The sequence below is a fragment of the Pantoea sp. SGAir0184 genome (assembly GCF_043544755.1).
Window position 1 is genome coordinate 2,801,483 of record NZ_CP028050.1, and the last position, 26,219, is coordinate 2,827,701.

The following is a 26,219-nucleotide window of genomic DNA, read 5'->3' on the forward strand; positions in this document are numbered from 1 at the left end:
CTTCTAATGAAAAAAGTTGTACTTGCTGCACTGCTTGCCAGCCTGAGCCTGAGCGCTTCTGCCGCGCAAACCCTGCGTTTCGCGACCGAGGCGTCTTATCCGCCGTTTGAATTTGTCGACTCCGACAACAAAATCCAGGGCTTTGATGTCGATCTGGCCAATGCGCTGTGCAAAGAGATCGATGCGACCTGCACCTTTACCAACCAGGCCTTCGACAGCCTGATCCCCAGCCTGAAATTCCGCCGTTTTGACGCGGTGATGGCCGGCATGGATATTACGCCAGAGCGTGAAAAGCAGGTGCTGTTCACCAAACCTTACTACGACAACTCTGCGACCTTCATCGCGCAGAAAGGCAAGCTGGCGGACGTTGCGGCGCTGAAAGGCAAGCGTGTGGGCGTGCAGAACGGCACCACGCACCAGAAATACCTCTCTGACAAGCACAGCGACATCACCATCGTGCCTTACGACAGCTACCAGAATGCGGTGCTCGATCTGAAGAATGGCCGTATTGATGCAGTGTTCGGGGATACCGCCGTGGTTAACGAGTGGCTGAAGCAGAACGCCAACCTCGCCGCGCTGGGTGAGAAAGTGACCGACAAAGCCTACTTCGGCACCGGTCTCGGCATCGCCGTGCGTCAGGGCAACAGCGAACTGCAGCAGAAGTTCAACGGCGCGCTGGATAAGATCAAAGCCGACGGCACCTACAAAACCATCTACAACAAATGGTTTCAGCAGTAATTTCTGATGAATGAAATGATTCCACTCGCAAGCGCCGCCGGCATGACCGTCGGCCTTGCCGTTTGTGCCCTGATCGCCGGCCTCGCGCTGGCGATGATTTTTGCTGGCTGGGAATCGCTGCGCTGGAAACCGCTGGCGTGGATCGGTACCGGGCTGGTGACGCTGATTCGCGGCCTGCCGGAAATTCTGGTGGTGCTGTTTATCTATTTCGGTGCCTCGCAGCTGCTGCTGACGCTGTCGGACGGCTTCCAGCTCAATCTGGGCCTGTTCACCCTGCCGGTGCAGATGCAGATTGAGAACTTTGATGTCAGCCCGTTCCTGTGTGGCGTGATTGCGCTGGCGATGCTCTATTCGGCTTACGCTTCTCAGACGCTGCGCGGTGCGCTGAAAGCGGTGCCGTCCGGCCAGTGGGAATCAGGCCAGGCGCTGGGCATGAAAAAGTCAGCGATTTTCTTCCGGCTGATTATGCCGCAGATGTGGCGCCATGCGCTGCCCGGACTCGGCAATCAGTGGCTGGTGCTGCTCAAGGATACGGCGCTGGTGTCGCTGATTAGCGTCAACGATCTCATGCTGCAGACCAAAAGTATTGCGACGCGCACCCAGGAGCCGTTTACCTGGTATCTGGTGGCTGCCGCAATCTATTTAGTGATTACGCTATTCAGTCAGGCGGTGCTGCGCCGTATTGAATCACGTACCACGCGCTTCGAGCGGGGGGCCTGACGCATGCTGGCGTATTTACCTGAGCTACTGAAAGGCCTGCATACCAGCCTGACGCTGACGGCCGCCTCGCTGGTCGCCGCGCTGCTGCTGGCGCTGCTGTGCACCATTGTGCTGGCGCTGAAGCTGCCGCTGCTCAACTGGCTGGTCAAAGGCTATATCACCCTGTTTACCGGCACGCCGCTGCTGGTGCAGATTTTCCTCATCTATTACGGTCCCGGCCAGTTCCCCAGCATTCAGAACGTGCCGTGGCTCTGGCATTTACTGTCGCAGCCGTGGCTGTGTGCCATGCTGGCGCTGTCGCTCAATAGCGCAGCCTACACCACACAGCTGTTCTACGGCGCGGTGCGCGCCATTCCGGCCGGGCAGTGGCAGTCCTGCGCCGCGCTGGGCATGCGCCGCCGCGATACGCTGCGTATTCTGCTGCCGTACGCGTTTAAGCGCGCCCTTTCCTCTTACTCCAATGAAGTGGTGCTGGTGTTCAAGAGTACTTCGCTGGCCTATACCATTACGCTGATGGAAGTGATGGGCCACGGCCAGCTGCTGTATGGCCGCACCTACGACGTCACCGTGTATGCTGCCGCCGGTCTGATTTATCTGGTGGTTAACGGCCTGCTGACGCTGCTGATGCGCCTGGTCGAGAAGCGCGCGCTGGCGTTTGAGCGCCGCAACTGATCGTCTGACGCGGCGCGAAGGAAAGCGCCGCGCCCTTCCTCACTGTATTTGATCACAGCGAAATAAATTTTTAATCATATTTATTGCATATAAATGCATTAACTGGCATCGTGTAAATCGTTTCGCCTCTGGCATGGTTTACAGGAGCCTTATAATGAGAAAATGGATTGTTGCGGCAGTGATGGCAACGCTGGCAATGAATGCTTATGCGGCAGAGAAAATTCGTTTTGCTGCCTCAGCCACCTATCCCCCGTTCGAATCACTCGATCAGAATAACCAGATTGTCGGTTTTGATATCGACCTCGCTAAAGCGCTGTGTCAGCATATGCAGGCCGAGTGCACTTTCACCAACAATGCCTTTGATAGCCTGATTCCTTCGCTGAAATTCCGTCGCTATGACGCGGTCATTTCCGGCATGGATATTACCGCCGAGCGCAGTAAGCAGGTCGATTTTACCCAGCCCTACTACGCCAATTCGGCGATTGTCATCGCCCATAAAGGTGAATATAGCGACTTTAGCCAGCTGAAAGGCAAACGCATCGGCGTGGAAAACGGCACCACCCATCAGAAATACCTGCTGGAGAAGCATCCGGAAGTAATTGCGGTTGCCTACGACAGCTACCAGAACGCAATCCTCGACCTGAAAAATGGCCGGCTCAACGGCGTATTTGGTGACAGCGCAGTCGTCAATCAGTGGCTGAAGGCCAATGCGGATTTGAGCACGGTCGGCGAGCACATTACCGACAGCGACTACTTCGGCACCGGGCTCGGCATTGCGGTGCGCAAGGGCAACAGCGCGCTGCTGCAACAGCTGAATGGCGCGCTGGCGGCGCTGAAAGCCAACGGTCGCTGGCAGCAGATCAATCAGAAGTGGTTCCCGGAATAAGCATTATGGAGTTGCGTGGCGCCGGGCCTGCCAGGTTCTGCACGTCCTCAGCGCAGCCGGGCGCTACGCGATTCCACCCTTACGACGCAGTAACGTCAGCACCTCGAAATGTGCGGTGTGCGGGAACATATCGAACAGCTGCACGCGGCTGATGTCATAGTCGGCCAGGCGGGCAATGTCCTGCGCCATGCTGGCGGGATTGCAGCTGGAATACAGGATGTAGTCCGGCGCCATGCGGCTTAGCCAGGCGCACAGTTCTGCACCAATACCGCGACGTGGCGGATTGACCAGCACCAGCTGCGGCACGCTCGTATGCCCGGTGGCAAACTGCGTGGAATCCAGCGCGGCAAAACTCACCTGCTCTAACCCCAGCTGCTGCGCCGACTGCTGCGCGCAGGCGATGGCTTCCGCACTGATTTCAATGCCGGTCAGCTGCATCTGCGGCGTGGCGCAGTGCAGGCCAAAGCCGCCAACGCCACAGAACAGATCCCACATGCTGTGCACTGGCAGTTCCGCCACCCAGTCGCGTGCCGTTGCGTACAGCGCAGCCGCCACCTGCGGGTTAGTCTGGAAGAAACTTTGCGGACGGATATACAGCGGCACGTCGTTGAAGCGTTCCGGCAGCGCCTGCTCAGGCGTCAGCGCCATCTCCTCCTCGCCCTCCAGTATCGCCATGTGCACCGGCTGAATATTGGCGGAGATCACCTGCAGCTGCGGCAACTGCTGTTGCAGCCACGGCAGCGCGGCGCGCAGCTGCGCCAGTTTGCTGTGCGAGCGCAGGACAAAACGCAGCATCATGCCGCCCTGAGTACTCTCCGTCAGCAGCAAAAACTTCAGCTCGCCGCGTTTGCGCGCCACGTTGTACGGCGTCAGACCGGCACGGGCGATAAAGGGTTTCAGCACGTCGAATACCGCCGCGAAGCTGGCGGGATAGAGCGGACAGGCGCAGAGATCCACCGGCTCGCCGTCCCGCGCCACCATGCCGAACAGCGGTTTTTCCACGCTGCCGCTCACCACCATCTTGGCTTTATTGCGAAACCCCTGCTGCGCCGAGGTGACCGGCGGCCGCCAGTCGGCGACCGGCATGCCGTTCAGCAGCTGCGTCAGCTGTGTCTGCTTGTCGCTCAGCTGTTGCGGATAGGGTTTTTCCAGCCACTGACATGAGCGACAGCGACCGGCCTGATAAAGCGCGCAATGCATGGAAAGGCCTGTATTGAGAATCGGGAGCAAAAACGGGGGCCGATTGTATCACCGGCCGCGGAAAAATGCGCGGCTGCTGGCCGGCACAAACAGCAGCAGCAGCACCAGCACATCCGGCAGTTTCTGCAGCAGCGTGTGGTGAATAATCTGCGCGTTATTCTCGCCTGGAATGCTGAAAATCTCCGGATAGATCCAGCCCACCGACGCCATCAGCATGTACAGCAGCACCACGATCTGCGTGGCCACATAGCCCCAGCGCCCGGCATTACTGCCGCGCATCAGGGTAAAGGCACAGCGCAGTTCAAACAGGAAAATTAGCTGGCTGGCGATAAAAATCAGCGTGGAATCCCACGCCTGCGCGCTGCGGTGCACAAAATTGGCGATTTCGTCATAGCCCAGCTCATTGGCCAGCATCAGCACGCTGATACAGCGCGTGGCGATAATGGCGCTGCCGGCAATGGTCACCGGCACGGGCGTGGAGGTTAACACCAGGTTTTTCAACGTTTCCGACATTGCGCGCGCTCCATAAGAAAAGGCTGACAGAGTCAGCCTTGCTTATATTGGCAAATGTTGCGTCACTCAGCCACGTTTTGCTTTCTGAATATCGCGCAATCGCTGTTTTTCTTCGTGCGCCATAAAGCGCCAGGCGATAAAGCCGACCAGCCCGACCACAAACAGAATCAGTGAGGCCAGCGCGTTGATCTCCGGATTGACGCCGCGCCGCACCGTGGCAAAGATCGCCATCGGCAGCGTGGTAGCGCCCGGCCCGGTGACGAAGCTGGCGATCACCAGGTCGTCCAGCGACAGAGTAAACGCCAGCAGCCAGCCGGTAATGATTGCCGGGGCAATCATCGGCACGGTAATCACGAAGAACACCTTCAGCGGCGTGGCGCCGAGGTCCATCGCCGCTTCTTCAATTGAGCGATCCAGCTCGCGCAGCCGCGAGTTGATCACCACCGCCACGTAGGCGGTACAGAACGTGACGTGCGCCAGCCAGATGGTCAGCATGCCGCGATCGCCCGGCCAGCCAAAGGTGTTACCCATCGCCACGAACAGCAGCAGCAGTGACAAACCGGTGATCACGTCGGGCATCACCAGCGGCGCGGTGAGCATGAAAGCAAAGCCGCTGTGGCCGCGAAAACGCCCGAAGCGCACGATAATCACCGCCGCCATGGTGCCGAGCACCACTGCCATGGTGGCCGACAGCGCCGCGATGGTCAGGCTCAGGCCAACCGCATCCAGCATCGCATCATCCTGGAACAGCACGCGATACCAGTGAAACGAGAAGCTCTCCCATACCGTCACCAGCTGCGAGCTGTTGAAGGAGTAAACCACCAGCAGCAGCATCGGCGCGTACAGGAACAGGAAGCACAGCGCCAGAATCGCGGTGCGCCACGGAGAGCGGATTACCGGTAGCTGATTCATCCCTTCTCCCCCATTTCACGGTTTTGATGTTTGTGGAACCAGACGATAGGCAGAATCAGGATCAGCAGGATGATCACCGCCAGCGCCGAGGCCACCGGCCAGTCGCGGTTGTTGAAGAACTCCTGCCACAAAATGCGCCCAATCATGATGCTGTCCGGTCCGCCGAGCAGTTCCGGGATCACGTACTCGCCCACCGCCGGGATAAATACCAGCATTGAACCAGCAATAATGCCGCCTTTGGTCAGCGGCACGATGACGCTGAAGAAGGTTTTCAGCGGCCGCGCGCCGAGGTCGAGCGACGCTTCCACCAGCGAATAATCAATGCGCGTCAGCGCGGTGTAGATCGGCAGCACCATAAACGGCAGGTAGCAGTAAACGATACCGATATACACCGCCGTGTTGGTGTACAGGATGATCAGCGGATGATCGATCACGCCAAGCCACATCAGGAAGCGGTTGAGGATCCCGTTGTTGTTCAGCAGTCCCATCCACGCATAGACGCGTACCAGGAACGAGGTCCACGACGGCAGGATCACCAGCAGCAGCAGGATGGTGCGCATGGAGGGCTTGCTGTGCGCCACCGCCCACGCCAGCGGATAACCGATCAGCAGACAGATCACCGTTGAGATCGCCGCCACCTTCAGCGAGGTGAGATACGCTTCGGCGTACAGCGGATCGTCGGTTAGCGTCAGGTAGTTGCCCAGATTGAGCACCAGGTTGAGCTGGTCGTCCGCCCAGGTCACCAAATCGGTGTACGGCGGAATGGCGCGCGCAATATCGGCGAAACTGATCTTCAGCACGATGAGGAACGGCAGCATAAACAGCAGGATTAGCCACAGATAAGGCAGCGCGATCACCAGTTTGCGACCGTGCTGCATTTTCATGCGCGTGCCCCAGCGCTGCAGCGGTGTGCCCGCTACTTCCGGCTCGCTGCGTTGAGAAATCTGGCTCATAGCGCCTCCTTAAACCGTCAGGACCACACAGCTGTCGGCATCCCAGCACAGGCGCACTTCATCGCCCCAGGTGGGCGCGCCTTTACGGTAGCGATGCGCATTCTGCAACTGGGCGCTGATCATCTGGCCGCTGCGCAGCCGTACGTGGTAAATCGACAGATCGCCGAGATAGGCGATGTGCACCACTTCGCCCACAGCAAAGTTGCAGCCGTCGGCCGGCACCTCGTCGCACAGCATGACTTTTTCCGGCCGCAGCGCCACGTGCACCGGCACGTTGTCCACAATCGACACATCGGTCTGCACCTTGAGCGGATGCATCAGCCCCGGACTGTCGATCACCACGCCCTCGTCGCGGCGTTCACGCAGCAGGCCATCAAACACATTCACCGAGCCGATAAACTCGGCGCTGTAGCGGCTGGTCGGGTGCTCGTAAATCTCTTCCGGCTCGCCAATCTGCACAAATTTACCGCGGTTCATGATGGCGATGCGGCCCGCCATGGTCATGGCCTCTTCCTGATCGTGGGTCACCATCACGCAGGTAGCGCCTACACGCTCCAGAATATCCACCACTTCGTGCTGCATGCGGTCGCGCAGTTTTTTATCCAGCGCGCCCATCGGTTCGTCGAGCAGCAGCAGCTTGGGACGTTTCGCCAGGCTCCGCGCCAGCGCCACGCGCTGACGCTGGCCGCCAGAAAGCTGGTGCGGCTTACGTTTGGCGTACTCTTCCATATGCACCAGCGCCAGCATCTCTGCCACGCGGCTGCTGATTTCGCCTTTCGGCAGTTTGTCCTGCTTCAGGCCAAAAGCGATGTTCTGTTCCACCGTCATGTGTGGAAACAGCGCGTACGACTGGAACATCATGTTGATGGGCCGCTGATACGGCGGCACGTGGGACAGATCCTGACCATCCAGCACAATCTGGCCACTGCTGGGAATTTCAAAGCCGGCCAGCATCCGCAGCAGCGTGGACTTGCCACAGCCGGAAGCGCCCAGCAGTGCGAAAATTTCGCCTTTGTAAATGGTCAGGCTGACATCATCCACGGCGTGCTGGCCGTCAAACGATTTCGTCAGGTTGCGGATTTCCAGCAGCGGCGTTAACGCCTTAGCCGTTTTATTTTGGGGGCGGGGAATCGCGTCGTTCACTCACATGTCTCCGGCGCTAAGCGGGATAGCGCGGCACAGCCAGCCGCTAAATGACACAACAGAGGCCAGCACCGCGCCTCTGTTGTCGTTTACCGATAAGGGAATCCGTTCAGAACGAATTACTTACCACTTTTTACTTTAGTCCATGCACGGGTACGCGCACGATCCAGTTTCGGATCCTGGACCTTGAGCACAAACAGTTTGGCCATCGCTTCCGGCGTCGGGAAGATACCCGGATTGTTGCGCACATCCGCATTGATCAGCGGCAGCGACGCTTTGTTGCCATTGGCGTAGTTCATCTTGTTGGAGACGTCGGCAATCACTTTCGGATCCATGATGTAGTTCAGCCACTGATAAGCCGCATCCAGGTTTTTCGCGTCTTTTGGAATGGCCATCATGTCGAAGAACGCCAGCGCGCCCTCTTTCGGTACGCTGTAACCGAGATGGACACCGTTGTTGGCTTTCACCGCGCGATCTTTCGCCTGCAGAATATCGCCAGACCAGCCGATGGCGACGCAGATGTTGCCGTTGGCGAGGTCATTGATGTACTGCGAAGAGTGGAAGTAGCGGATATTCGGCCGCAGCTTCAGCAGCAGGTCGGTCGCCGCACCGGTGTAATCTTTCGCGTCAGAGCTGTTCGGATCTTTGCCGAGGTAGTTCAGCACGGTGGCAAAAATCTCTTCTGGCGCATCGAGGAACGAAACGCCGCAGCTCTTCAGTTTTTCCAGGTTTTCCGGCTTCAGCACCAAATCCCAGCTGTTCACCGGCGCATCGGCGCCCAGTGCCGCTTTGACTTTATCGATGTTATAGCCAATACCGGTGGTGCCCCACAGGTAAGGAATGGCGTATTTGTTACCCGGATCGTGCTGGGCCACTTTCGCCATCAGATCGGGATCGAGGTTTTTATAGTTAGGCAGCTTGCTCTTATCCAGCTCCTGGAACACACCAGACTGCAGCTGACGCGCGAGGAAGCTCGACGACGGTACCACCACGTCATAGCCGGTGCTGCCGGCCATCAGTTTGCCTTCCAGCACTTCGTTGGAGTCAAACACGTCGTAGACCACTTTGATGCCGGTCTGCTTTTCAAAATTGGGCACGGTGTCGGCCGAAATATAATCGGACCAGTTATAAACGTGCAGCGTTTTATCCTCTGCCTGAGCGCCCACGGCCGCAGCCATCAGCACACCTGCAACCACACCTGGCAACCATTTTTTTGACTGGTTGATCATGTTTTTCTTCCTCCTGAGCGGGTCATCACAACGCTGCATACACGCGATCCGGTCGTTGCGTTGTCTGTTAAATTACAGCCACACAATGAATCAATATTCAGCGGGAGTTTAATAGCAAAAACCTATAGCTGCGCCGTAGTTGCACGTATCAGACAGCCCCGCAAGAATAGCCCCCCTGATTCCTGCGTGCCAGATCCCAGCTTAAAAAACGCCTTTTTGCGATAAGTTATGCATGTTTCTGCTATGCACTCTGGCACTAGCGGCATAAAGCACGACTAATATCTGGCAATAAAGGGCAAAATGCAGAATAAAAAGTGGTGGGCCTGAAATGAAAACTGCCGCAAAAAGCGGCAGTTAGCAGGAGGGGAAAAATCAGTGCAGCATGCTGTGGCTGCTCACGCTCGGCGGACGCTCCTCGTCTTCGCCCATCATCAGCAGATGATTGGCGAACGCTTCCATGATCACCATCGAAATCCCCTCTTCGCTCTGCTTCATGAAGTGGGTGAACTGACCAAAGGTGATGCCGGCGCTTACGCTGATTGACTGGCAGACGATCAGCTTCGGCAGGTTGTCATCCTGTATATCGATAAAGGCTTTCACCGTGAGCGAACTGGCATTGATTTGTGACAGTTCACCAACCAGCGGGATCAGCGCGGTGGGCTTTACTTCTGCCAGCGCCGAGAAGAGGATAACGTTATCCACCAGGTCGATTTTCGCGTCAAACACCCCGTCAAAATTCTGCATATGCGGCAGATGCAAAGCCTGGCAGGCGTCGCATTCGAACCAGGTGATATTTTGTTGATCCAGCCAGCGACGCAGCATGTCGATGTCAGGAACGACCAGTGAATCCATCGTTGTATCCTGTGGGGTGAATAAATAAGCGCCTTAGCTTACGGAAAAATGGCTGCAGATGCCACGAAAACCGCGCAAAAGCGCGGTTTAGCCCCCGGTTTTCGGACGATAACCGGGACAGGCGTGCTGCTCAATCCAGCGGATCATCATGGCGGCAATGTCTAAACCGGTGCTGCCTTCGATGCCCTCCAGCCCCGGAGAGGCATTGACCTCCATCACCAGCGGACCCCGGTTGGCGCGCAGAATATCCACGCCCGCCACGGCTAATCCCAGTGTCGTGGCCGCTTTGACCGCGATCTCGCGCTCCTGATCGGTAATGGTGACGGCGCGGGCGCTGCCGCCGCGGTGCAGATTAGAGCGGAAATCGCCCTCTTTCGCTTCCCGCTCAATCGCCGCCACCACCTCGTCACCAATCACCAGGCAGCGGATGTCGCGCCCACGCGCCTCTTTGATGAACTCCTGCACCAGAATATGCGCATTGAGACCGCGAAACGCATCGATCACGCTCTCTGCCGCCTGGCGGGTTTCCGCCAGCACCACGCCGATCCCCTGCGTCCCCTCCACCAGTTTCACCACCAGCGGCGCGCCGCCGACCATGGCGATCACATCCTGCGTATCATCCGGCGACGAGGCAAAGCCGGTAACCGGCATGTCGATGCCCTCGCGCGCCAGCAACTGCAGCGAGCGCAGCTTGTCGCGTGCACGGGTAATGGCCACTGACTCGTTGAGCGGATAGCTGCCGAGCATCTCGAACTGACGCAGCACCGCCGTACCGTAAAAGGTGGTGGCGGTGCCGATGCGCGGGATCACCGCGTCGAAATGGCCGAGCGCCTCACCGCGATAGTGCACCGCCGGCGAGTCGGAGTTGATGTTCATGTAGCAGGAGAGCGGATCGATCATCTGCACCTGATGGCCACGCGCTTCCGCGGCTTCACGCAGGCGTTTACAGGAGTAGAGCGCGCCGTCACGGGTGAGAATGGCCATCTTCATTGCAGCGGTCCCTGTACTTAGCGCGTTGCCCAGCCCTGCTGATGCAGGTAGTCCAGCATAAACGGTCGCGTTTCTTTAATGATCAAACGCTGAATCAGTTCGCTCCAGGTTTCCGAGCGCTGATTGCTGTCGCGCTGCTGATAGTAAGCGGTGATTTGCTGGTCATATTGCGCCAGTACCGCTTTATCCAGCGGCTGGTAGCGGTTTTCATGCACCAGCATCGCCTGCGGCATGCGTGGCTTGACGTCCGGTGACGCGTCGGGATGGCCGATGCAGAAACCAAACAGCGGCAGAACAAACTTCGGCAGCCCCAGCAGCTCCGTCACCTGCGCGATGCTGTTGCGAATGCCGCCAATAAACACGCCGCCTAAACCGAGCGATTCCGCGGCCACCATGGCGTTCTGCGCCATCAGCGCGGTATCGACACAACCCAGCAGCAGCTGTTCGGCACGGCCCAGCTGAGCCTCAGGGCAGATTTGCTGGTGGCGGTTGAAGTCGGCGCAGAACACCCAAAACTCCGCTGCGGCGCTGACCCACGGCTGGCCGCCGGTAAGCTGCACCAGCTGCTCGCGCAGGGCGCGGTCGGTGATACGGACAATGGAGGAACACTGTAAAAAACTGGAGGTCGAGGCCGCCTGCGCCGCAGCGATAATCGCGCTGCGCTGGGCGTCATCAATCCCCTGCTCAGTAAAGGCGCGAATGGAACGGTGGCTGCAAAGCAAATCAATAGTCGGCGTCATAATCCTCTCCGGTTACTTCTTTTTGTGGGTGTGATTGAACAACTGCGGTGCCATCGCCTTTGCGGTGCGCCACATCATCAGCCACGCTGCCGGCAGCATCAGCGCAATGCCGAAGAAAAACAGCAGCGTTGCCAGCGGTTTTTTCGCCATGAATGCCGGTGCCGCCAGCCAGTCGTTGACCAGCAGCAGCGCGCCAATCACTGCCAGCACGCCCAGCGCTTCCAGCAGTAGCACGGGTTTAGGCAACGTCGCCAGATTACGCATGGTTCAGGGCTCCTCAGTGTTCATCTGTTTCTGCTGCAGGTGATACCCGAATACTGTAGTACGGCATTGTGACCGGGTATAGACAGCGCGCATTAGAGTAACAGGCAATTTCTGCTTTTCTTAAGCAGGATGGGCGGGCATGATGTGACGCATTATTCACGCTGTGATGTGAGACAAGTCACAAAACAGCAGCGGAAGGAGAGAAGCAATGATTGCAGTGATTTTTGGCCGTTCCAGCTGCCCATACTGCGTACGAGCAAAAGAGTTAGCCACGAAGTTAACCAGCGAGCGCGACGATTTTAATTATCAGTACGTCGATATCCAGGCGACCGGCATCACCAAAGCCGACCTGGAAGCGCGTGCCGGTAAACCGGTTTCTACCGTGCCGCAGATCTTCCTCGACGACCAGCACATCGGTGGTTACACCGAATTTGCTGCGTGGACCAAAGAAAACCTCGGCATCGAAGCCTGACCTGACGGGCCTGCGGGCCCGTCTTCGCTTCACTCAGCTGGTGCGCATCGCCAGCATAATGCGCAACAGGCGCACCAGCAGCGCACCGCACCCCGCCCAGAATAGAGCACTCAGGCTCCACGCCGTCACCAGCAGCAAGCTGTGCGTCATCGGCATCACCAGCCACACCCACATCATGCCCAGCAGCGTCCCGCCCAGCGCGATCCACAGGGTGCCGATCAGCGGACTGTCCGGCTGCAGCAGCGCCATCACGATGCCCGGCAGCAGAAACAGCAGCAGTTCCGGCTGTCCACGCACCGCCTGCGTCGCGGCGGCGGACCAAAAATGATGTGCAAAAATAAACACCAGCGTATAAAGCATCACGCCCAGAACCGATGCTGGCCAGCGATTATTGCGCTGCAACATACCTCTCCTCAACTTTGACGTTAACAATATTGAAACTTTTAACTGCCCTGATGCGCTTACGTGGAAATAAAAAGAAACAGCTGAAGGCAGAAGGAATGAAAACTGCTGATAGCTGAGGGTGTTAATTATGATTAGAATGGCGCCGCTTTATGTGGGTCACAGATTAAGAACATTCGGTGACCGGGCCGTGCGCTGCCGTCACAAGATAGCGAAAAAATCCCCTCCCATCAACCCGTTACAGGTAAATAAGAAGTTAAACCGTGAACATTAACGTCGCAGAATTGTTAAGCGGAAATGACGTTCTGTTATTATTTGTCGTATTAGCCCTCGGCCTGTGCCTGGGTAAATTACGCCTTGGCTCCGTACAACTCGGTAATTCTATTGGTGTGCTGGTGGTTTCGCTGATTCTGGGTCAGCAACACTTCGCGATTAATACTGACGCCTTAAGTCTGGGCTTTATGCTGTTTATTTTTTGTGTCGGGGTGGAAGCCGGTCCCAACTTTTTCTCCATCTTTTTCCGCGACGGTAAGAACTATTTCTTTCTGGCGATCGTCATGGTGGTCAGCGCCCTGCTGATTGCGCTGACGCTCGGCAAACTGTTTGGCTGGGATATCGGCCTCACCGCCGGCATGCTGGCCGGCTCGATGACCTCAACGCCGGTACTGGTGGGCGCAGGCGATACGCTGCGGCAAAGCATCAGCGACACGCAGCTGCTGGGGCGCATGCAGGACAATCTCAGCCTGGGTTACGCCCTCACCTATCTGATTGGGCTGGTCAGCCTGATTTTCGGCGCACGCTACCTGCCGCGCCTGCAGCATCAGGATTTGCCGACCTGCGCCCAGCAAATCGCGCGCGAGCGCGGTCTGGATGCGGACAGCCAGCGTAAAGTGTTCCTGCCGGTAATTCGTGCTTATCGCGTTGGTCCGGAGCTGGTTGAGTGGAGCGGCGGCAAAAACCTGCGCGAGCTGGGGATTCACCGTCAGACCGGCTGCTACATTGAGCGCCTGCGGCGTAACGGCATTCTCGCCAGCCCGGACGGTGATGCCGTGCTGCAGCTCGGCGACGAAATTTCTCTGGTGGGCTATCCGGATGCCCATGCGCGTCTCGACGCCAGTTTCCGTAATGGTAAAGAGGTGTTCGATCGCGATCTGCTCGACATGCGCATCGTCACCGAAGAGATCGTGGTGAAAAACCACAACGCGGTGAATAAACGCCTGAGCCATTTAAAACTGACCGATCATGGCTGCTTCCTCAACCGGGTGATTCGCAGCCAGATTGAGATGCCGATCGACGACAGCATTATGCTCAACAAAGGCGATGTGCTGCAGGTGAGCGGCGAAGCGCGTCGGGTGAAAAGCCTGGCCGATCGCATCGGCTTCATTGCTATTCACAGCCAGATGACCGATCTGCTGGCGTTCTGCGCCTTCTTTATCATCGGCCTGATGATCGGCATGATCACCTTCCAGTTCAGCAACTTCAGCTTTGGCCTGGGCAACGCCGCCGGGCTGCTGTTTGCCGGCATCATGCTCGGCTTCCTGCGCGCCAACCACCCGACGTTCGGCTACATCCCACAGGGCGCACTGACCATGGTGAAAGAGTTTGGCCTTATGGTGTTTATGGCCGGGGTTGGCCTGAGCGCCGGCAGCGGGCTGCAGCACGGTCTCGGCAGTGCGGGCGCGCTGATGCTGCTGAGCGGCCTGCTGGTGAGTCTGTTGCCGGTGGTGATTTGCTATCTGTTCGGCGCTTATGTGCTGCGCATGAACCGCGCGCTGCTGTTTGGTGCCATCATGGGCGCGCGCACCTGCGCACCGGCCATGGAGATCATCAGCGATACCGCGCGCAGCAGCATTCCGGCGCTCGGCTATGCCGGCACCTACGCCATTGCCAACGTCTTGCTGACGCTGGCGGGGACGCTGATCGTCATCATCTGGCCGCTTTTGCCTGTTTAAAAATATTTTTACACGCGTCAGAACTAATCGGACGCGATGCAGTCTGAATAAGTGCCACTGCTTTTCTTTGAAATCCCCAAATTGAGGAGCCCGTTAGCCTTCTGCTAGCGGGTTTTTTTATGCCTGCCGCGCGCCCCCTTAAGGTTTCCCTAAGCGTGATTTGCCACCCTGTGACTCTGGTTTCGCTATTTGCAAATATTCATGCAACTTTCATCAAAGTTAAACACTCCAACAACCCGCAGTGAGATTCGGAGCGCGGCTATTTATTCTCTGTCCGCGCGCTTCTACGCTATCAACCTTATTTTGCTGGCAATTCTGGCGCTGGCGTTTCTGTGGTGGTCGCGCCACGAAAGCCTCGACATCGCCATCAGCCAGCGCTGGTTTGATCCGCTCACCCGGCGTTTTCCGTGGCAGCACAACCGCTGGCTGGATCTGATCAACCATCGGCTGATGAAGGATGTGATTATCGCTGGCGCGGTACTGCTGTTACTGCGCGGCCTGCAACAGCGTGACGCCCGGCGCGTGCTGGTGGCCCTGCTGTTTGGCATGGGGCCGCTGGTGGTAGGCATGCTGAAGGCGCACAGTGCGCACTCCTGTCCGTGGGATCTGGCGCTGTTCGGCGGCAACGCCGCGAGCTTTCCGCTGCTGGCGGCGGTGCCGGCCAACAGCGGCCCGGGCCAGTGCTTTCCGGGCGGCCATGCTTCCAGCGGCTTTGCGCTGATGGCGCTGTTTTTTTTATGGTGGCCGGAGCGTCCACGCCGCGCGCTGCTGGCGCTGGCAGTGGGTATCGCCTGTGGCCTGCTGATGGGCTATGGCCAGGTGATGCGTGGTGCGCACTTTTTCTCCCACAATTTGTGGGCGGGCTGGTGGGTGTGGCTCAGCCAGCTGCTGATTTTTGCCGCAATTTCTTTTTGGGTAAACAAGACGAGGACGAGGAAACGTGATGGAAGCTCTTAACCACACCCTCTTTTTATGGATTAACGCCACGCCGGATTCACCCGCGTGGCTGCTCAGCCTGGCGACCTTTATCGCCAAAGATGTGATTGCGATTGTGCCGTTGCTGATTGTCGCCCTGTGGCTGTGGGGACCGCGCGATCAGCTGCAGTCGCAGCGCGCGCTGGTGCTGAAAACCGGCATGGCGCTGATTTATGCGCTGAGCATCTCCTGGTGCGTGGGCCAGCTGCTGCCACACCCGCGCCCGTTCGCCATTGGCTTCGGTCACCAGTTCCTGTCACACGCTGCTGATGACTCCTATCCCAGCGATCACGGCACCACGATTTTTACCTTCGCGCTGGCGTTTATTTTCTGGCACCGTCTGTGGTCCGGGGTGGTTTTGCTGGCGATTGGCAGCGCTATTGCCTGGTCACGCGTGTATCTCGGCGTGCACTGGCCGCTGGATATGCTGGGCGGTTTTCTGGTGGGGTTGCTTGGCTGTCTGGCTTCGCATCTGGCGTGGCAGCTGTACGGTCAGCGCATGCTGGCGCTGACGCATCAACTCTACCGCGCCCTGTTCGCGATGCCGATTAAAAAAGGCTGGGTGCGCGGATAAACTGCGCCGGCAGGCGGGTTAGCCACGGGCTGACCCGCCGTCCTGAGATTAACTGAACCACTTACCAAACCAGCCGTTGAATTTCATCATAATGAAATCCCAGATGCGGCCAACAAAGCCGGCTTCCGGTACATCCTCCATCGCCACCAGCGGACGCTGCTCAATGGTTTTGCCATCCAGCTGGAAATCGATAGTGCCCACTACCTGGTTCTTTTTCAGCGGCGCTTCCAGCTGCGGTGCGTTGAGGGTAAAGCTGGCCTTGAGATTTTTCATCTGCCCTTTCGGGATAGTGATCGCCGCATCCTTCGCCACGCCGAGGTTGACCTGGCTGTTTTCGCCAAACCACACGCGCTGCTGGGCAAACGGTTTATCCGCTTTAATCGGCGTAACGGTTTCATAGAAACGGAAGCCCCACGTCAGCAGCTTTTCACTCTCGCGAAAGCGAATGGCATCGGTCTGCGCGCCCAGTACCACCGAAATCAGGCGCATATCGCCATCGACCGCTGAAGCAACCAGATTGTTGCCCGCCCCTGAGGTATGCCCGGTTTTGATGCCGTCAACCTTAAGGTTGCTACTCCACAGCAGGCGGTTGCGGTTCATCTGTTTGATATTATTAAAGGTAAATTCTTTTTCGCTGTTCAGCGCATACTCTTCCGGCACATCACCAATCAGGCGCTGGCCGATGATCGCCATGTCGCGTGCGGTGCTGTACTGGCCTTCGGCGTCCAGACCGTGCACCGTCATGAAGTGGGTGTTTTGCAGGCCAAAGGCTTTAACGTAATTGTTCATCAGGCCGATGAAGGCATCCTGACTGCCGGCGACATAATCCGCCAGCGCGATACAGGCATCATTCCCTGACTGAATCACCACGCCCTTATTCAGTTCCGAAACCGGGATGCGGTCGCCCGGTTTAAGAAACATCAGCGACGATCCGCGCAGTTTCGGATTGCCGGTGGCCCACGCGTCCTGGCCGATAGTGACCATATCGTTGTTAGTAATTTTGCCGGATTTCAGCGCCTGACCCACCACGTAGCTGGTCATCATTTTGGTCAGACTGGCGGGATCAAGACGCTGGTCGGCATTGGACTCTGCCAGCACTTTACCGCTGCTGTAGTCCATCAGAATCCAGGCCTTTGCCTCAATCTGCGGTGCCGCCGGTGCCTGCTCGGCCTGAGTGGTGACAGGGACGAAAAGCAACAATAATGAAGTAGCCGCCAGTGGCCGCCAGACTGAAGTCAGGGATGTTTTTCTCATGAGCGTGACCCAATTGTCCTTGTAAAATCACGGATTTGTGCAGGTAAGACATGTCTTACCAAACGCTAACGGTTCACGCCGGTGAAAAAAACCGCCAAACCGTAAAGTTTTTTAGAGTTTGTTAGAGTAACCCTGGCATTAAGGCCGCTGCGCTGCCAGTGCGCGGGCGTCAGGGCAGAGGAAAAATTGCGAGAAATTCCGAATTTTCGCAGAACAGTTAAGCCAGTCACAAAATTCCGCTAACCTGATGCCAGTCAGCCCGAGGAGAATCATGATGGACTTAGCCGTTTTCGATCTGGATGAAACCCTGATTTGTGAAGACAGCACCAGCCTCTGGCTGCGCTGGCTGGTTTCGCAGGGGTTTGCACCGGAAGAGATCATTCGTCAGGAGCAGGCGCTGATGGCGCAATACCACGCCGGCAGCCTGTCGATTGAAGAGTACATGCGCACCACGCTCTCACCGCTCACCGGCATGGCGACGCTCACCGTCGCAGGCTGGGTGCGGCGCTTTATTCATCGCGATATCCTGCCGCGCGTCTTTCCCGCCGCGCGCGAACGCATTCAGTGGCATCAGCAGCGTGGCGACACGGTAATGATTATTACCGCCAGCGGCGATCACCTCGCCGTGCCGATTGCGGAACGGCTGGGCGTACACGGCGCGCTGGCGATTGGCGTGGAAGTGGTCGATGAACGCTACAGCGGTGAGATTTACGGCACCGCCACTTACCGTGAAGGCAAAGTTTCACGACTCAGCGACTGGCGAGCACTGCAGCAGGATCGACGCTTTGAGCGCACCTGGGCGTACAGCGATTCGATGAACGATCTGCCGCTGCTGTCGCATGCCGATCATGCATGGGTGATTAACCCGGATGCGCTGCTGCAGCAGGAAGCGCAGCAGCGCGGCTGGCAGGTGTGTAACTGGGTGCGCTGATTTAACCCCGCGCGGCGCTGGCGGCATCCGCCAGCCCGACTTTCAGCAGCTTGCCATTGGCCTCATCGGTCAGCACATACAGATAACCATCCGGCCCCTGGCGAACATCGCGGATGCGTTCGCCACGGTCACCCAGCAGCCGCTGCGCCTCTTCAACCTTCTCGCCGTTAACGCGCAGACGGATCAGACTTTTATCTTTCAGCGCACCGATAAACAGCGAGTTTTTCCACTGGGGAAAGCGCGCGCTATTGTAAAACGCCATGCCGCTGATGGCCGGCGATTGCTGCCAGTAAAACAGCGGCTGCTCAGTGCCGGCAACGGCGCTGCCCTGCGCTTCCGGCACTTTCTGCCCACTGTAATCAATGCCATACGTCGCCAGCGGCCAGCCGTAATTTTTGCCCTTCGCCGCCAGATTCACCTCATCGCCGCCGCGCGGGCCGTGTTCACTCTCCCACATCTGCTGCGTCCACGGATTGAGCGCCAGCCCCTGCGGGTTGCGCACGCCGTAAGACCAGATCTCCGCGCGTGCGCCCTGACGATGGTTAAACGGATTATCCGCCGGCACCTTGCCGTCCTGCGTCAGACGGACAATCTTGCCGGACAGCTTATCCAGCTGCTGCGCGCTGCGGCTGGCAAAGTTATCGCCGAACGCGATGTACAGATAGCCCTGGCGATCAAACGCCAGCCGCGTGCCGATGTTGGCACCGCCGGACAGTTTCGGCGTTTGCTCCAGCACCACCTTAAAATCCTGCAGCTGACGGAGATCTGCGCTGAGCGTGCCGTAACCCACTACGCCGCCCGCGCGGCCGGTGTCATCGGCGGTGGTATAACTGAGCCACACCCGACGGCTTTGCGCGAAGTCCGGCGCCAGCACCACATCCAGCAGACCGCCCTGGCGGTTGGCCCACACGTCGGGTACGCCGCTAATCGGCTGCGATAGCCCCCGGCCCGGCTGCCAGCTGCGCAGCTGTCCGGAACGTTCGGTAATCAGCAGGGTTTGCTGGTCGGGCAGAAACGCCACCGACCACGGATGATCGAGCTTGTCCTGTAACACCTGCACCTGGACATCGGCCGCCAACGCGGTAAAGGAACCGCTGAGCGCGCCAGCCAGCAGCGCAACACGCCATAAACGCATGGGATTCTCCTTTTCACAGTCTGCCGTTAAGGGTAGTCAGCCAGTAAGAAAGGATGTGCAGGATTTACAAAACATTAAGCCCGGCACAGTGGCCGGGCGGATAGCAGGCAGGATTATTCGAAGCAGGTTTCCGGGTTTTCCGACAGTGAAATGAAGGATTCACCGCCTTTGGTCAGGGCAATAATGCCGCCGCTTTCAATATCATAAACCCAGCCGTGCAGGCGCAGCTTGCCTTTACGCAGCGCGACCGAAACGGAAGGATGCGTTTTGATATTGTTGAGCTGGGCAATCACGTTCTCTTTCACCATTTCGTTGAGGCGTTTCTCAACCGATTCGTAGTTGCGCTCTTCCACCACCGCTTTTGCTGCATTGGCGTAGTGCAGCCAGTGGTCAACCGCCGGCATGCTCTCGAGATCGGCGTTGGACGCAATCGCATTCATCGCACCACAGTTGGAGTGACCACAAATAATAATCTCGGTTACGCCCAGCGCGACCACCGCATACTCGATGGTTGCTGACACGCCACCCGGCTCCGGACCAAACGGCGGGACGATATTACCGGCGTTACGGATCACAAACAGCTGGCCCGGCTCCGACTGTGTCACCAGCTCTGGCACCAGACGGCTATCCGAACAGGAGATGAATAAAGCTTTAGGATTCTGGTTGGACGCCAGACTCTTGAAAAGATCCTTCCTTTCAGGAAACACATTCTGTTGAAAATTCAGAAAACCTTTGACGATCTCTTGCATTTGTCTGCTCTCACATTATCCACTTCAGCCCCGGCAGAGAGAAACTCACCGCTGGCGCGCTTTAAAATTCTGTAATGTCGATAATAACTTACAATCACCAACCCGATATTTAAGCAAAATCGACCCGCTTGCACAACCCGGATGTCCGCAACCCAGTGACTATTGAGCGTGGGTTACCCTCAGCAAGCATAGCGTTAACATCAATTTTTGCCGCCAATCAGATTCTCACGCAGCCTATACATTTTCCCCGTCAACCTCTGTACAATCGCGCTCCTGTCCACCTTAATTATGATGAATTTTTATCCTTATGAGCCATGTCAAAAATCCGCCGCGTGTAGGCTTCGTCTCTCTCGGCTGCCCAAAAAACCTCGTCGACTCTGAACGCATCCTGACGGAGCTGCGGACAGAAGGCTACGACGTGGTGCCACGCTACGATGATGCGGAGATCGTCATCGTTAACACCTGTGGATTTATTGACAGTGCCGTACAGGAATCACTGGAAGCGATTGGTGAAGCGCTGAACGAGAACGGCAAAGTGATCGTCACCGGCTGCCTCGGCGCCAAAGTGGATCAGATTCGCGAAGTGCATCCGAAAGTACTGGAGATCACCGGCCCGCACAGCTACGAGCAGGTCCTGTCGCACGTGCACACTTACGTGCCAAAACCCGAGCACAACCCGTTCCTCAGTCTGGTGCCGGAACAGGGCGTGAAGCTGACGCCGCGCCACTACGCTTACCTGAAAATTTCCGAAGGCTGTAACCATCGCTGCACCTTCTGCATCATCCCGTCAATGCGTGGCGATCTGGACAGCCGTCCGATTGGCGCAGTACTCGATGAAGCTAAACGTCTGGTAGAAGCGGGTGTAAAAGAGCTGCTGGTGATCTCGCAGGACACCTCCGCGTACGGCGTCGATGTTAAACACCGCACCGGTTTCTGGAACGGTTCGCCGGTGAAAACCAGCATGGTCAGCCTGTGTGAGCAGCTGGCAAAACTCGGCGTCTGGGTGCGTCTGCACTACGTTTATCCGTATCCGCACGTGGATGATGTGATCCCGCTGATGGCCGAAGGCAAAATCCTGCCTTACCTCGATATTCCACTGCAGCACGCCAGTCCGCGTATCCTGAAGCTGATGAAGCGTCCGGGCGCGGTTGAGCGCACGCTGGAGCGCATCAAACGCTGGCGTGAAATCTGTCCGGAGCTGACGCTGCGTTCCACCTTCATCGTGGGTTTCCCGGGCGAAACCGAAGAAGATTTCCAGATGCTGCTCGACTTCCTGCGTGAAGCGCGCCTCGATCGCGTTGGCTGCTTCCAGTACAGCCCGGTTGAAGGCGCCACGGCTAACCAGCTGCCGGATCAGGTTCCGGACGACGTCAAGCAGGCGCGTTTCGACCGCTTCATGCAGCTGCAGCAGCAGATCTCCGCAGAGCGTCTGCAGGAGAAAATCGGTCGCGAGATTCTGGTGATCATCGATGAAGTGGATGAAGAAGGCGCAGTCGGCCGCAGCATGGCCGACGCCCCGGAAATCGACGGTGCGGTGTACCTGAATGGCGATCGCCAGGTGAAGGTCGGCGAGGTGGTGCGTGTCAAAGTCGAACACGCCGACGAATACGACCTGTGGGGCACGCGCGTTTAACCGTACTTTTGCTGGTGCGCTTTTTTGCGCGCCAGATAATCGTTATCGGCGCGCAGCCGGTCCCAGCACGCTTTGAACACGGCCGCCGCAGCGGCCTTTTCTTTTTCTACCGTACGCGGCAGCTCTTTGCCGTCGGCATCGTATTTCCGTCCGCCCTGATGATTGCTGTAGCGGCGCGCGCGGGTGTAACCCATCTGAATAAATTTGCGCGCCATATCCATACCGACAAAATCATCCTGCGCGCGATACGCCTCGAACAGCTGCATGATTTTTTCTGATGACTGCTGCGCCAGCTCGACGGTGCGAAAGCGCCAGTGCGGCAGAATTTCGCTCTTATAAGGTTCCACCATCAGCACCCCCTGCTCGCCGCGCCCGACCTGATACAGCTCCGGATGCTGACGGAAGTCGAGCTGTTTAAAATCCTGCTGGTAATTGAAGGGTTTCATCCCCTGGCCTCCTGTCCGTAACCATTACTGCGGTGAATTATTTCGCTGCCGCACTTTAGTGATGCTTTTTTCCACCGATAACATAACTACCGGCTCATTTGCTAAGAGATGCTCACATGTTCAACAAGATGAAAATTGTGACCGCCATTGTGGTTATTCTGGTGGTATTCACAGCCATGCAGGCCATATCCGGCTCGCTCTTTTTCTCCTCGCTGCGCGCGGGACAACATAATTTCACCGCCAGCAATCAGTTGTCTCATCAGCAGCGCGAGCTGGGCGACGGCTGGCAAACGCTGGTGAAAACCCGCGTCACCATCAACCGCGTGGCGATCCGTATTCTGAAAAATCAGACTGACGAGCAGTCGCTGGCGGCGATCAACAAGCTGCTGCTGGCAGCCGGTGCCTCGCTGGAAGCGGCGCAGCAGCACTTCAATCAGTATAGAAGCTATCCGCGCATCGACGGCCAGAGTGCGTCGACCGCCGATCTGATCGACAATAAATTCAAAGCGTTTGCCGCGCTGCTGCAGCAGTCCGCCGTGTTTCTGAAAGCCAATAACTACGCGGCCTACGGCAACCTCGATGCGCAGCAGGCGCAGGATGAACTGGAACAGGCTTATCAGCAGTGGCGCGATGAAAACATGCAGCTGATTAATCAGCGCAGCCTGCAAAATGACAGCAACTATCAGCAGGTGCTGATCATGATTGCCGTCATCGCGCTGGTGGTGGTGCTGATGGTGGCGGCGGTATGGACGCTGGTACGCCGCGTGCTGCTGGCACCGATGCAGCAGGTGCAGCAGCAGATCGAGCGCTTTGCCGAAGGCGATTTGTCAGCCAGCCTGCAGGTGGCAGGCCGCAGTGAAATGGCGGCCATTGCCGCCAGCCTGAATCATATGCAGCAGGCGCTGCTTGGTACCATTAATAACGTGCGCGACAGCGCGGATGCCATTTTTGGCAGCGCCAGTGCCATCGCCAACGGTAATAATGATCTCTCGGCGCGGACCGAACAGCAGGCTGCCTCACTGGAAGAGACCGCCGCCAGCATGGAACAGCTGACCGCGACCGTGAAGCAGAACGCTGACAACGCGCGTCAGGCTACGCAGCTGGCGAAAACCGCGTCGGACACCGCCGATAAAGGCGGTAACGTGGTGGAAGGCGTGGTGAAAACCATGCGCGACATTGCGGACAGCTCGAAGAAAATCGCCGACATTACCAGCGTCATCGACGGTATCGCTTTCCAGACCAACATTCTGGCGCTTAACGCCGCGGTAGAAGCGGCGCGTGCCGGTGAGCAGGGGCGCGGTTTTGCGGTGGTGGCGGGCGAAGTGCGCAACCTGGCCCAGCGCAGCGCGCAGGCGGCGAAAGAGATCAAACTGCTGATTGAAAACTCCGTGCAGCGCGTGGACCTCGGTTCGCAGCAGGTCAGCAGCGCTGGCGATACCATGCAGGAGATTGTCAGCGCGGTGACGCGCGTCACCGATATCATGGGCGAGATTGCCTCGGCCTCCGATGAGCAGAGCCGCGGTATCGACCAGATTGGCCAGGCGGTGAATGAGATGGATCGCGTGACGCAGCAGAACGCCACGCTGGTGCAGGAATCGGCCAGCGCCTCGGCGTCGCTGGAGCAGCAGGCCAGCCGATTGTCATCGGCGGTGGCGCGTTTCAACACCGGCGCCCGCCCGGCCGCTGCGGTAACCGAGCGGGTGGTGAAACCGGTGCTGGCCGCCCCGACCCGCGCCCTGCCCGCGGCGGTGAGCCACGGTAACGATAACTGGGAAACGTTTTAATGCGCTGAGGCGTAAAAGGATACCGGTGCGCATGAATGCGCACCTTACAACAAGCAATGCCGCTGGACATTAATGGGCGAGCGGTAAAAAACGCGCAATGCCCTCATATCTCAATGTGCAGCCGACAATATGTTGCGCAATGACCTAGTAGGGTCGCCATTAATGGTGACCCAAATACTGCACGGACAAATATTTCCCCTGAATAGCGGCACTGTGGCTCCGGTTCACGCCTGCCAGCTCGAAAATCAGCTCTTCAGTTTCGGGTCCAGCGCATCGCGCAGGCCGTCGCCCAACAGATTGAACGCCAGCACGGTGAGAAAAATCGCCAGGCTGGGGAAGATCGCCACGTGCGGCGCAATCACCATATCAGCGCGCGCCTCGTTGAGCATTGCGCCCCACTCCGGCGTCGGTGGCTGCGCGCCCAGGCCGAGAAAGGACAGGCTGGCGGCGGTGATGATCGAGGTACCGATACGCATGGTGAAATAGACCACAATCGACGACACCGTACCGGGCAAAATGTGACGCATGATAATAGTCCAGTCGGAGGCACCAATACTGCGCGCCGACTCGATATAAGTCTGATGTTTCAGCACCAGCGTATTGCCACGCACCAGACGGGCAAATGCCGGAACACTAAAAATCGCCACTGCCACAATCACGTTGCTCATGCCGCTGCCCATGATCGCCACCACCGCGATCGCCAGCAGAATGCCGGGAAACGCAAACAACACATCGCAGATGCGCATGGTAATGCGATCCCACCAGCCTTCGTAATAGCCCGCCAGCAGCCCCAGCACGGTGCCGATCACCGTGCCAATCGCCACCGAGAAGAAGCCAGCGATCAGCGAAATGCGCGTGCCGACCAGCACCCGACTGAAGATATCGCGTCCAAGTGAATCGACGCCAAACAGATGCATCCACGACGGACCTTCGTTGAGCCGGTCGTAGTCAAAATAGTTTTCGGCATCAAACGGGGCGATCCACGGGGCGATAAACGCCACCACAATCAGCAGCAGTACAAATGCGCCCGCCAGCAGCGCCACATGCTGACGGCGAAAGCGCCGCCAGAATTCACGCCACGGCGTGCGAACCCGGTTTTCCGTCATCAGCGGCAGGGATTTCAGTGCCGCATCGCGTCGCCAGTTCTTCAATTGCGACTCCTTACCTGTAGCGAATAGCCGGGTTGATCGCCGCGTAAAGCATATCGACGATCAGGTTAATCAGAATGAACTCCAGCGAGAACAGCAGCACCTCGGCCTGAATCACCGGGTAATCGCGCATCTCCACCGAATCCACCAGCAGACGGCCCAGTCCGGGCCAGTTAAACACCACTTCCACCACAATCGAGCCGCCGAGCAGAAAGCCGAACTGCAGCCCCATCATGGTGACCACCGGAATCATGGCATTGCGCAGCCCGTGTTTGACCACCACCAGCGATTCGCGCACCCCTTTGGCCCGTGCGGTGCGCATATAATCTTCCTGCATCACCTCAACGAACGAAGCGCGGGTAAAGCGCGCCATTACCGCGGCCACGGCGGCACCGAGCGTAATCGACGGCAGTATGTAGTGCTGCCAGCTGTCGGCGCCCACCGTCGGCAGCCAGCCGAGCTCGACCGAAAAGACCTGCATCAGCAGCATGCCCAGCGCAAACGCCGGAAAGGAGATGCCGGAAACCGCCAGCGTCATGCCGATGCGGTCCGGCCAGCGATTGCGCCATACCGCCGAAACGATGCCGATCGCCATGCCAAACACCACCGCCCACACCATGCTGCTCAGCGTCAGCCACAGAGTAGGAAAAAAGCGCGCGGCAATTTCGGCAGAGACCGGCCGCTTTGACACCATCGACTGACCAAAATCACCCTGCAAAGCATTGAGGATAAAGTGCCAGAATTGCTGAATCAGCGGCTGATCGAGCCCCAGCTCCTGACGCACCAGCGCCACCACTGAGGCATCCGCTTCCGGTCCGGCAATCAGGCGCGCCGGGTCGCCCGGCAGCAGATGCACGAACAGGAACACCAGCACTGCGACAATCAGCAGCGTGGGAATCAGCCCGAGCAGGCGTTTAAGAAAATAGTTGAGCATGCGAAATCCCGCGCAGCA

The 26,219-nt window shown here is 57.9% G+C and carries 28 protein-coding genes; 11 read left to right on the plus strand and 17 right to left on the minus strand.

Going from position 1 to position 26,219, the window contains the following annotated elements:
- Window positions 1-6: 6 nt before the first annotated feature.
- From artJ to C1N60_RS13285, 4 genes are all read left to right on the plus strand, one after another.
- The gene (gene artJ / locus C1N60_RS13270; RefSeq protein WP_021508372.1) at window positions 7-738 is read left to right on the plus strand and encodes an arginine ABC transporter substrate-binding protein; all 732 of its coding nucleotides are present in this window, start codon (window positions 7-9) and stop codon (window positions 736-738) included.
- 6 nt (window positions 739-744) lie between these two features.
- Entirely contained in the window at window positions 745-1,458 is a 714-nt protein-coding gene (artQ, locus tag C1N60_RS13275; RefSeq protein WP_021508373.1) for an arginine ABC transporter permease ArtQ, read from the plus strand.
- 3 nt (window positions 1,459-1,461) lie between these two features.
- Complete coding sequence (gene artM, locus C1N60_RS13280; RefSeq protein WP_021508374.1) at window positions 1,462-2,130, plus strand: arginine ABC transporter permease ArtM; 669 nt, start codon at window positions 1,462-1,464, stop codon at window positions 2,128-2,130.
- Window positions 2,131-2,284: 154 nt separating this feature from the next.
- Window positions 2,285-3,016 (plus strand): arginine ABC transporter substrate-binding protein, encoded by a 732-nt coding sequence (locus tag C1N60_RS13285; protein WP_394520963.1) that lies wholly within the window; start codon window positions 2,285-2,287, stop codon window positions 3,014-3,016.
- 63 nt (window positions 3,017-3,079) lie between these two features.
- Here C1N60_RS13285 and rlmC read toward each other — a convergent pair whose 3' ends face one another.
- From rlmC to C1N60_RS13335, 10 genes are all read right to left on the minus strand, one after another.
- Window positions 3,080-4,216 carry a 23S rRNA (uracil(747)-C(5))-methyltransferase RlmC gene (gene rlmC / locus C1N60_RS13290; RefSeq protein WP_394520964.1) on the minus strand — a complete coding sequence of 379 codons (1,137 nt, stop codon included), beginning with the start codon at window positions 4,214-4,216 and terminating at the stop codon, window positions 3,080-3,082.
- Between the two features lie 48 nt (window positions 4,217-4,264).
- Complete coding sequence (locus C1N60_RS13295) at window positions 4,265-4,729, minus strand: YbjO family protein (RefSeq protein WP_058757785.1); 465 nt, start codon at window positions 4,727-4,729, stop codon at window positions 4,265-4,267.
- A gap of 66 nt (window positions 4,730-4,795) precedes the next feature.
- Window positions 4,796-5,641: a putrescine ABC transporter permease PotI gene (gene potI, locus C1N60_RS13300; protein ID WP_058757786.1), complete on the minus strand. Its 846-nt coding sequence runs from the start codon at window positions 5,639-5,641 to the stop codon at window positions 4,796-4,798.
- A complete protein-coding gene (gene potH, locus C1N60_RS13305) occupies window positions 5,638-6,594 on the minus strand; it encodes a putrescine ABC transporter permease PotH (RefSeq protein ID WP_021508379.1) in 957 nt (318 codons plus the stop codon). The genes potI and potH overlap by 4 nt, the downstream gene beginning before the upstream one ends.
- A gap of 9 nt (window positions 6,595-6,603) precedes the next feature.
- Window positions 6,604-7,737 carry a putrescine ABC transporter ATP-binding subunit PotG gene (gene potG, locus C1N60_RS13310; RefSeq protein ID WP_021508380.1) on the minus strand — a complete coding sequence of 378 codons (1,134 nt, stop codon included), beginning with the start codon at window positions 7,735-7,737 and terminating at the stop codon, window positions 6,604-6,606.
- 119 nt (window positions 7,738-7,856) lie between these two features.
- Entirely contained in the window at window positions 7,857-8,966 is a 1,110-nt protein-coding gene (gene potF / locus C1N60_RS13315) for a spermidine/putrescine ABC transporter substrate-binding protein PotF (protein WP_021508381.1), read from the minus strand.
- Between the two features lie 372 nt (window positions 8,967-9,338).
- Entirely contained in the window at window positions 9,339-9,818 is a 480-nt protein-coding gene (locus tag C1N60_RS13320; RefSeq protein WP_021508382.1) for a type III secretion system chaperone family protein, read from the minus strand.
- Between the two features lie 87 nt (window positions 9,819-9,905).
- A complete protein-coding gene (gene rimK / locus C1N60_RS13325) occupies window positions 9,906-10,808 on the minus strand; it encodes a 30S ribosomal protein S6--L-glutamate ligase (RefSeq protein WP_021508383.1) in 903 nt (300 codons plus the stop codon).
- A gap of 17 nt (window positions 10,809-10,825) precedes the next feature.
- Window positions 10,826-11,548, minus strand: a complete 723-nt coding sequence (nfsA, locus tag C1N60_RS13330) for an oxygen-insensitive NADPH nitroreductase (protein WP_058757789.1) — start codon at window positions 11,546-11,548, stop codon at window positions 10,826-10,828.
- A 12-nt stretch (window positions 11,549-11,560) separates the two neighbouring features.
- Window positions 11,561-11,812: a DUF1418 family protein gene (locus tag C1N60_RS13335; RefSeq protein WP_058775352.1), complete on the minus strand. Its 252-nt coding sequence runs from the start codon at window positions 11,810-11,812 to the stop codon at window positions 11,561-11,563.
- Window positions 11,813-12,020: 208 nt separating this feature from the next.
- Between C1N60_RS13335 and C1N60_RS13340 the strand changes: the two genes are divergently transcribed.
- The gene (locus C1N60_RS13340) at window positions 12,021-12,284 is read left to right on the plus strand and encodes a GrxA family glutaredoxin (RefSeq protein ID WP_010618314.1); all 264 of its coding nucleotides are present in this window, start codon (window positions 12,021-12,023) and stop codon (window positions 12,282-12,284) included.
- 33 nt (window positions 12,285-12,317) lie between these two features.
- Here C1N60_RS13340 and ybjM read toward each other — a convergent pair whose 3' ends face one another.
- Entirely contained in the window at window positions 12,318-12,689 is a 372-nt protein-coding gene (gene ybjM / locus C1N60_RS13345) for an inner membrane protein YbjM (RefSeq protein ID WP_021508386.1), read from the minus strand.
- 260 nt (window positions 12,690-12,949) lie between these two features.
- Here ybjM and C1N60_RS13350 point away from each other — a divergent pair, with 260 nt between their 5' ends.
- The 3 genes from C1N60_RS13350 (at window position 12,950) to ybjG (ending at window position 16,187) form a co-directional block, all read left to right on the plus strand.
- A complete protein-coding gene (locus C1N60_RS13350; protein WP_021508387.1) occupies window positions 12,950-14,638 on the plus strand; it encodes an aspartate:alanine antiporter in 1,689 nt (562 codons plus the stop codon).
- A 201-nt stretch (window positions 14,639-14,839) separates the two neighbouring features.
- Complete coding sequence (locus C1N60_RS13355; protein WP_072209945.1) at window positions 14,840-15,595, plus strand: phosphatase PAP2 family protein; 756 nt, start codon at window positions 14,840-14,842, stop codon at window positions 15,593-15,595.
- On the plus strand, window positions 15,582-16,187 hold the full coding sequence (gene ybjG, locus C1N60_RS13360; RefSeq protein WP_021508389.1) for an undecaprenyl-diphosphate phosphatase: 606 nt from the start codon (window positions 15,582-15,584) through the stop codon (window positions 16,185-16,187). Before C1N60_RS13355 ends, ybjG begins: the two co-directional genes overlap by 14 nt.
- A gap of 48 nt (window positions 16,188-16,235) precedes the next feature.
- On the opposite strand, the gene C1N60_RS13365 is transcribed toward ybjG, so the two are convergent.
- The gene (locus C1N60_RS13365) at window positions 16,236-17,441 is read right to left on the minus strand and encodes a serine hydrolase (protein ID WP_394520965.1); all 1,206 of its coding nucleotides are present in this window, start codon (window positions 17,439-17,441) and stop codon (window positions 16,236-16,238) included.
- Between the two features lie 274 nt (window positions 17,442-17,715).
- Between C1N60_RS13365 and C1N60_RS13370 the strand changes: the two genes are divergently transcribed.
- Entirely contained in the window at window positions 17,716-18,372 is a 657-nt protein-coding gene (locus C1N60_RS13370) for an HAD family hydrolase (protein ID WP_021508391.1), read from the plus strand.
- 1 nt (window position 18,373) lies between these two features.
- On the opposite strand, the gene C1N60_RS13375 is transcribed toward C1N60_RS13370, so the two are convergent.
- A complete protein-coding gene (locus C1N60_RS13375; protein ID WP_021508392.1) occupies window positions 18,374-19,507 on the minus strand; it encodes a PQQ-dependent sugar dehydrogenase in 1,134 nt (377 codons plus the stop codon).
- Between the two features lie 113 nt (window positions 19,508-19,620).
- Window positions 19,621-20,256 carry a carbonic anhydrase gene (locus C1N60_RS13380; RefSeq protein WP_021508393.1) on the minus strand — a complete coding sequence of 212 codons (636 nt, stop codon included), beginning with the start codon at window positions 20,254-20,256 and terminating at the stop codon, window positions 19,621-19,623.
- A 307-nt stretch (window positions 20,257-20,563) separates the two neighbouring features.
- Between C1N60_RS13380 and rimO the strand changes: the two genes are divergently transcribed.
- Window positions 20,564-21,889, plus strand: a complete 1,326-nt coding sequence (gene rimO, locus C1N60_RS13385) for a 30S ribosomal protein S12 methylthiotransferase RimO (protein WP_021508396.1) — start codon at window positions 20,564-20,566, stop codon at window positions 21,887-21,889.
- On the opposite strand, the gene C1N60_RS13390 is transcribed toward rimO, so the two are convergent.
- Window positions 21,886-22,335, minus strand: a complete 450-nt coding sequence (locus C1N60_RS13390) for a DUF4385 domain-containing protein (RefSeq protein ID WP_058775349.1) — start codon at window positions 22,333-22,335, stop codon at window positions 21,886-21,888. The genes rimO and C1N60_RS13390 overlap by 4 nt on opposite strands.
- Window positions 22,336-22,451: 116 nt before the next feature.
- Here C1N60_RS13390 and C1N60_RS13395 point away from each other — a divergent pair, with 116 nt between their 5' ends.
- Window positions 22,452-24,119, plus strand: a complete 1,668-nt coding sequence (locus C1N60_RS13395) for a methyl-accepting chemotaxis protein (protein WP_394520966.1) — start codon at window positions 22,452-22,454, stop codon at window positions 24,117-24,119.
- A gap of 245 nt (window positions 24,120-24,364) precedes the next feature.
- On the opposite strand, the gene gsiD is transcribed toward C1N60_RS13395, so the two are convergent.
- Together gsiD and gsiC are read right to left on the minus strand one after the other, a co-directional pair.
- Complete coding sequence (gene gsiD / locus C1N60_RS13400; protein WP_394520967.1) at window positions 24,365-25,270, minus strand: glutathione ABC transporter permease GsiD; 906 nt, start codon at window positions 25,268-25,270, stop codon at window positions 24,365-24,367.
- 10 nt (window positions 25,271-25,280) lie between these two features.
- Window positions 25,281-26,201: a glutathione ABC transporter permease GsiC gene (gene gsiC, locus C1N60_RS13405; protein WP_021508400.1), complete on the minus strand. Its 921-nt coding sequence runs from the start codon at window positions 26,199-26,201 to the stop codon at window positions 25,281-25,283.
- Window positions 26,202-26,219: the final 18 nt, after the last annotated feature.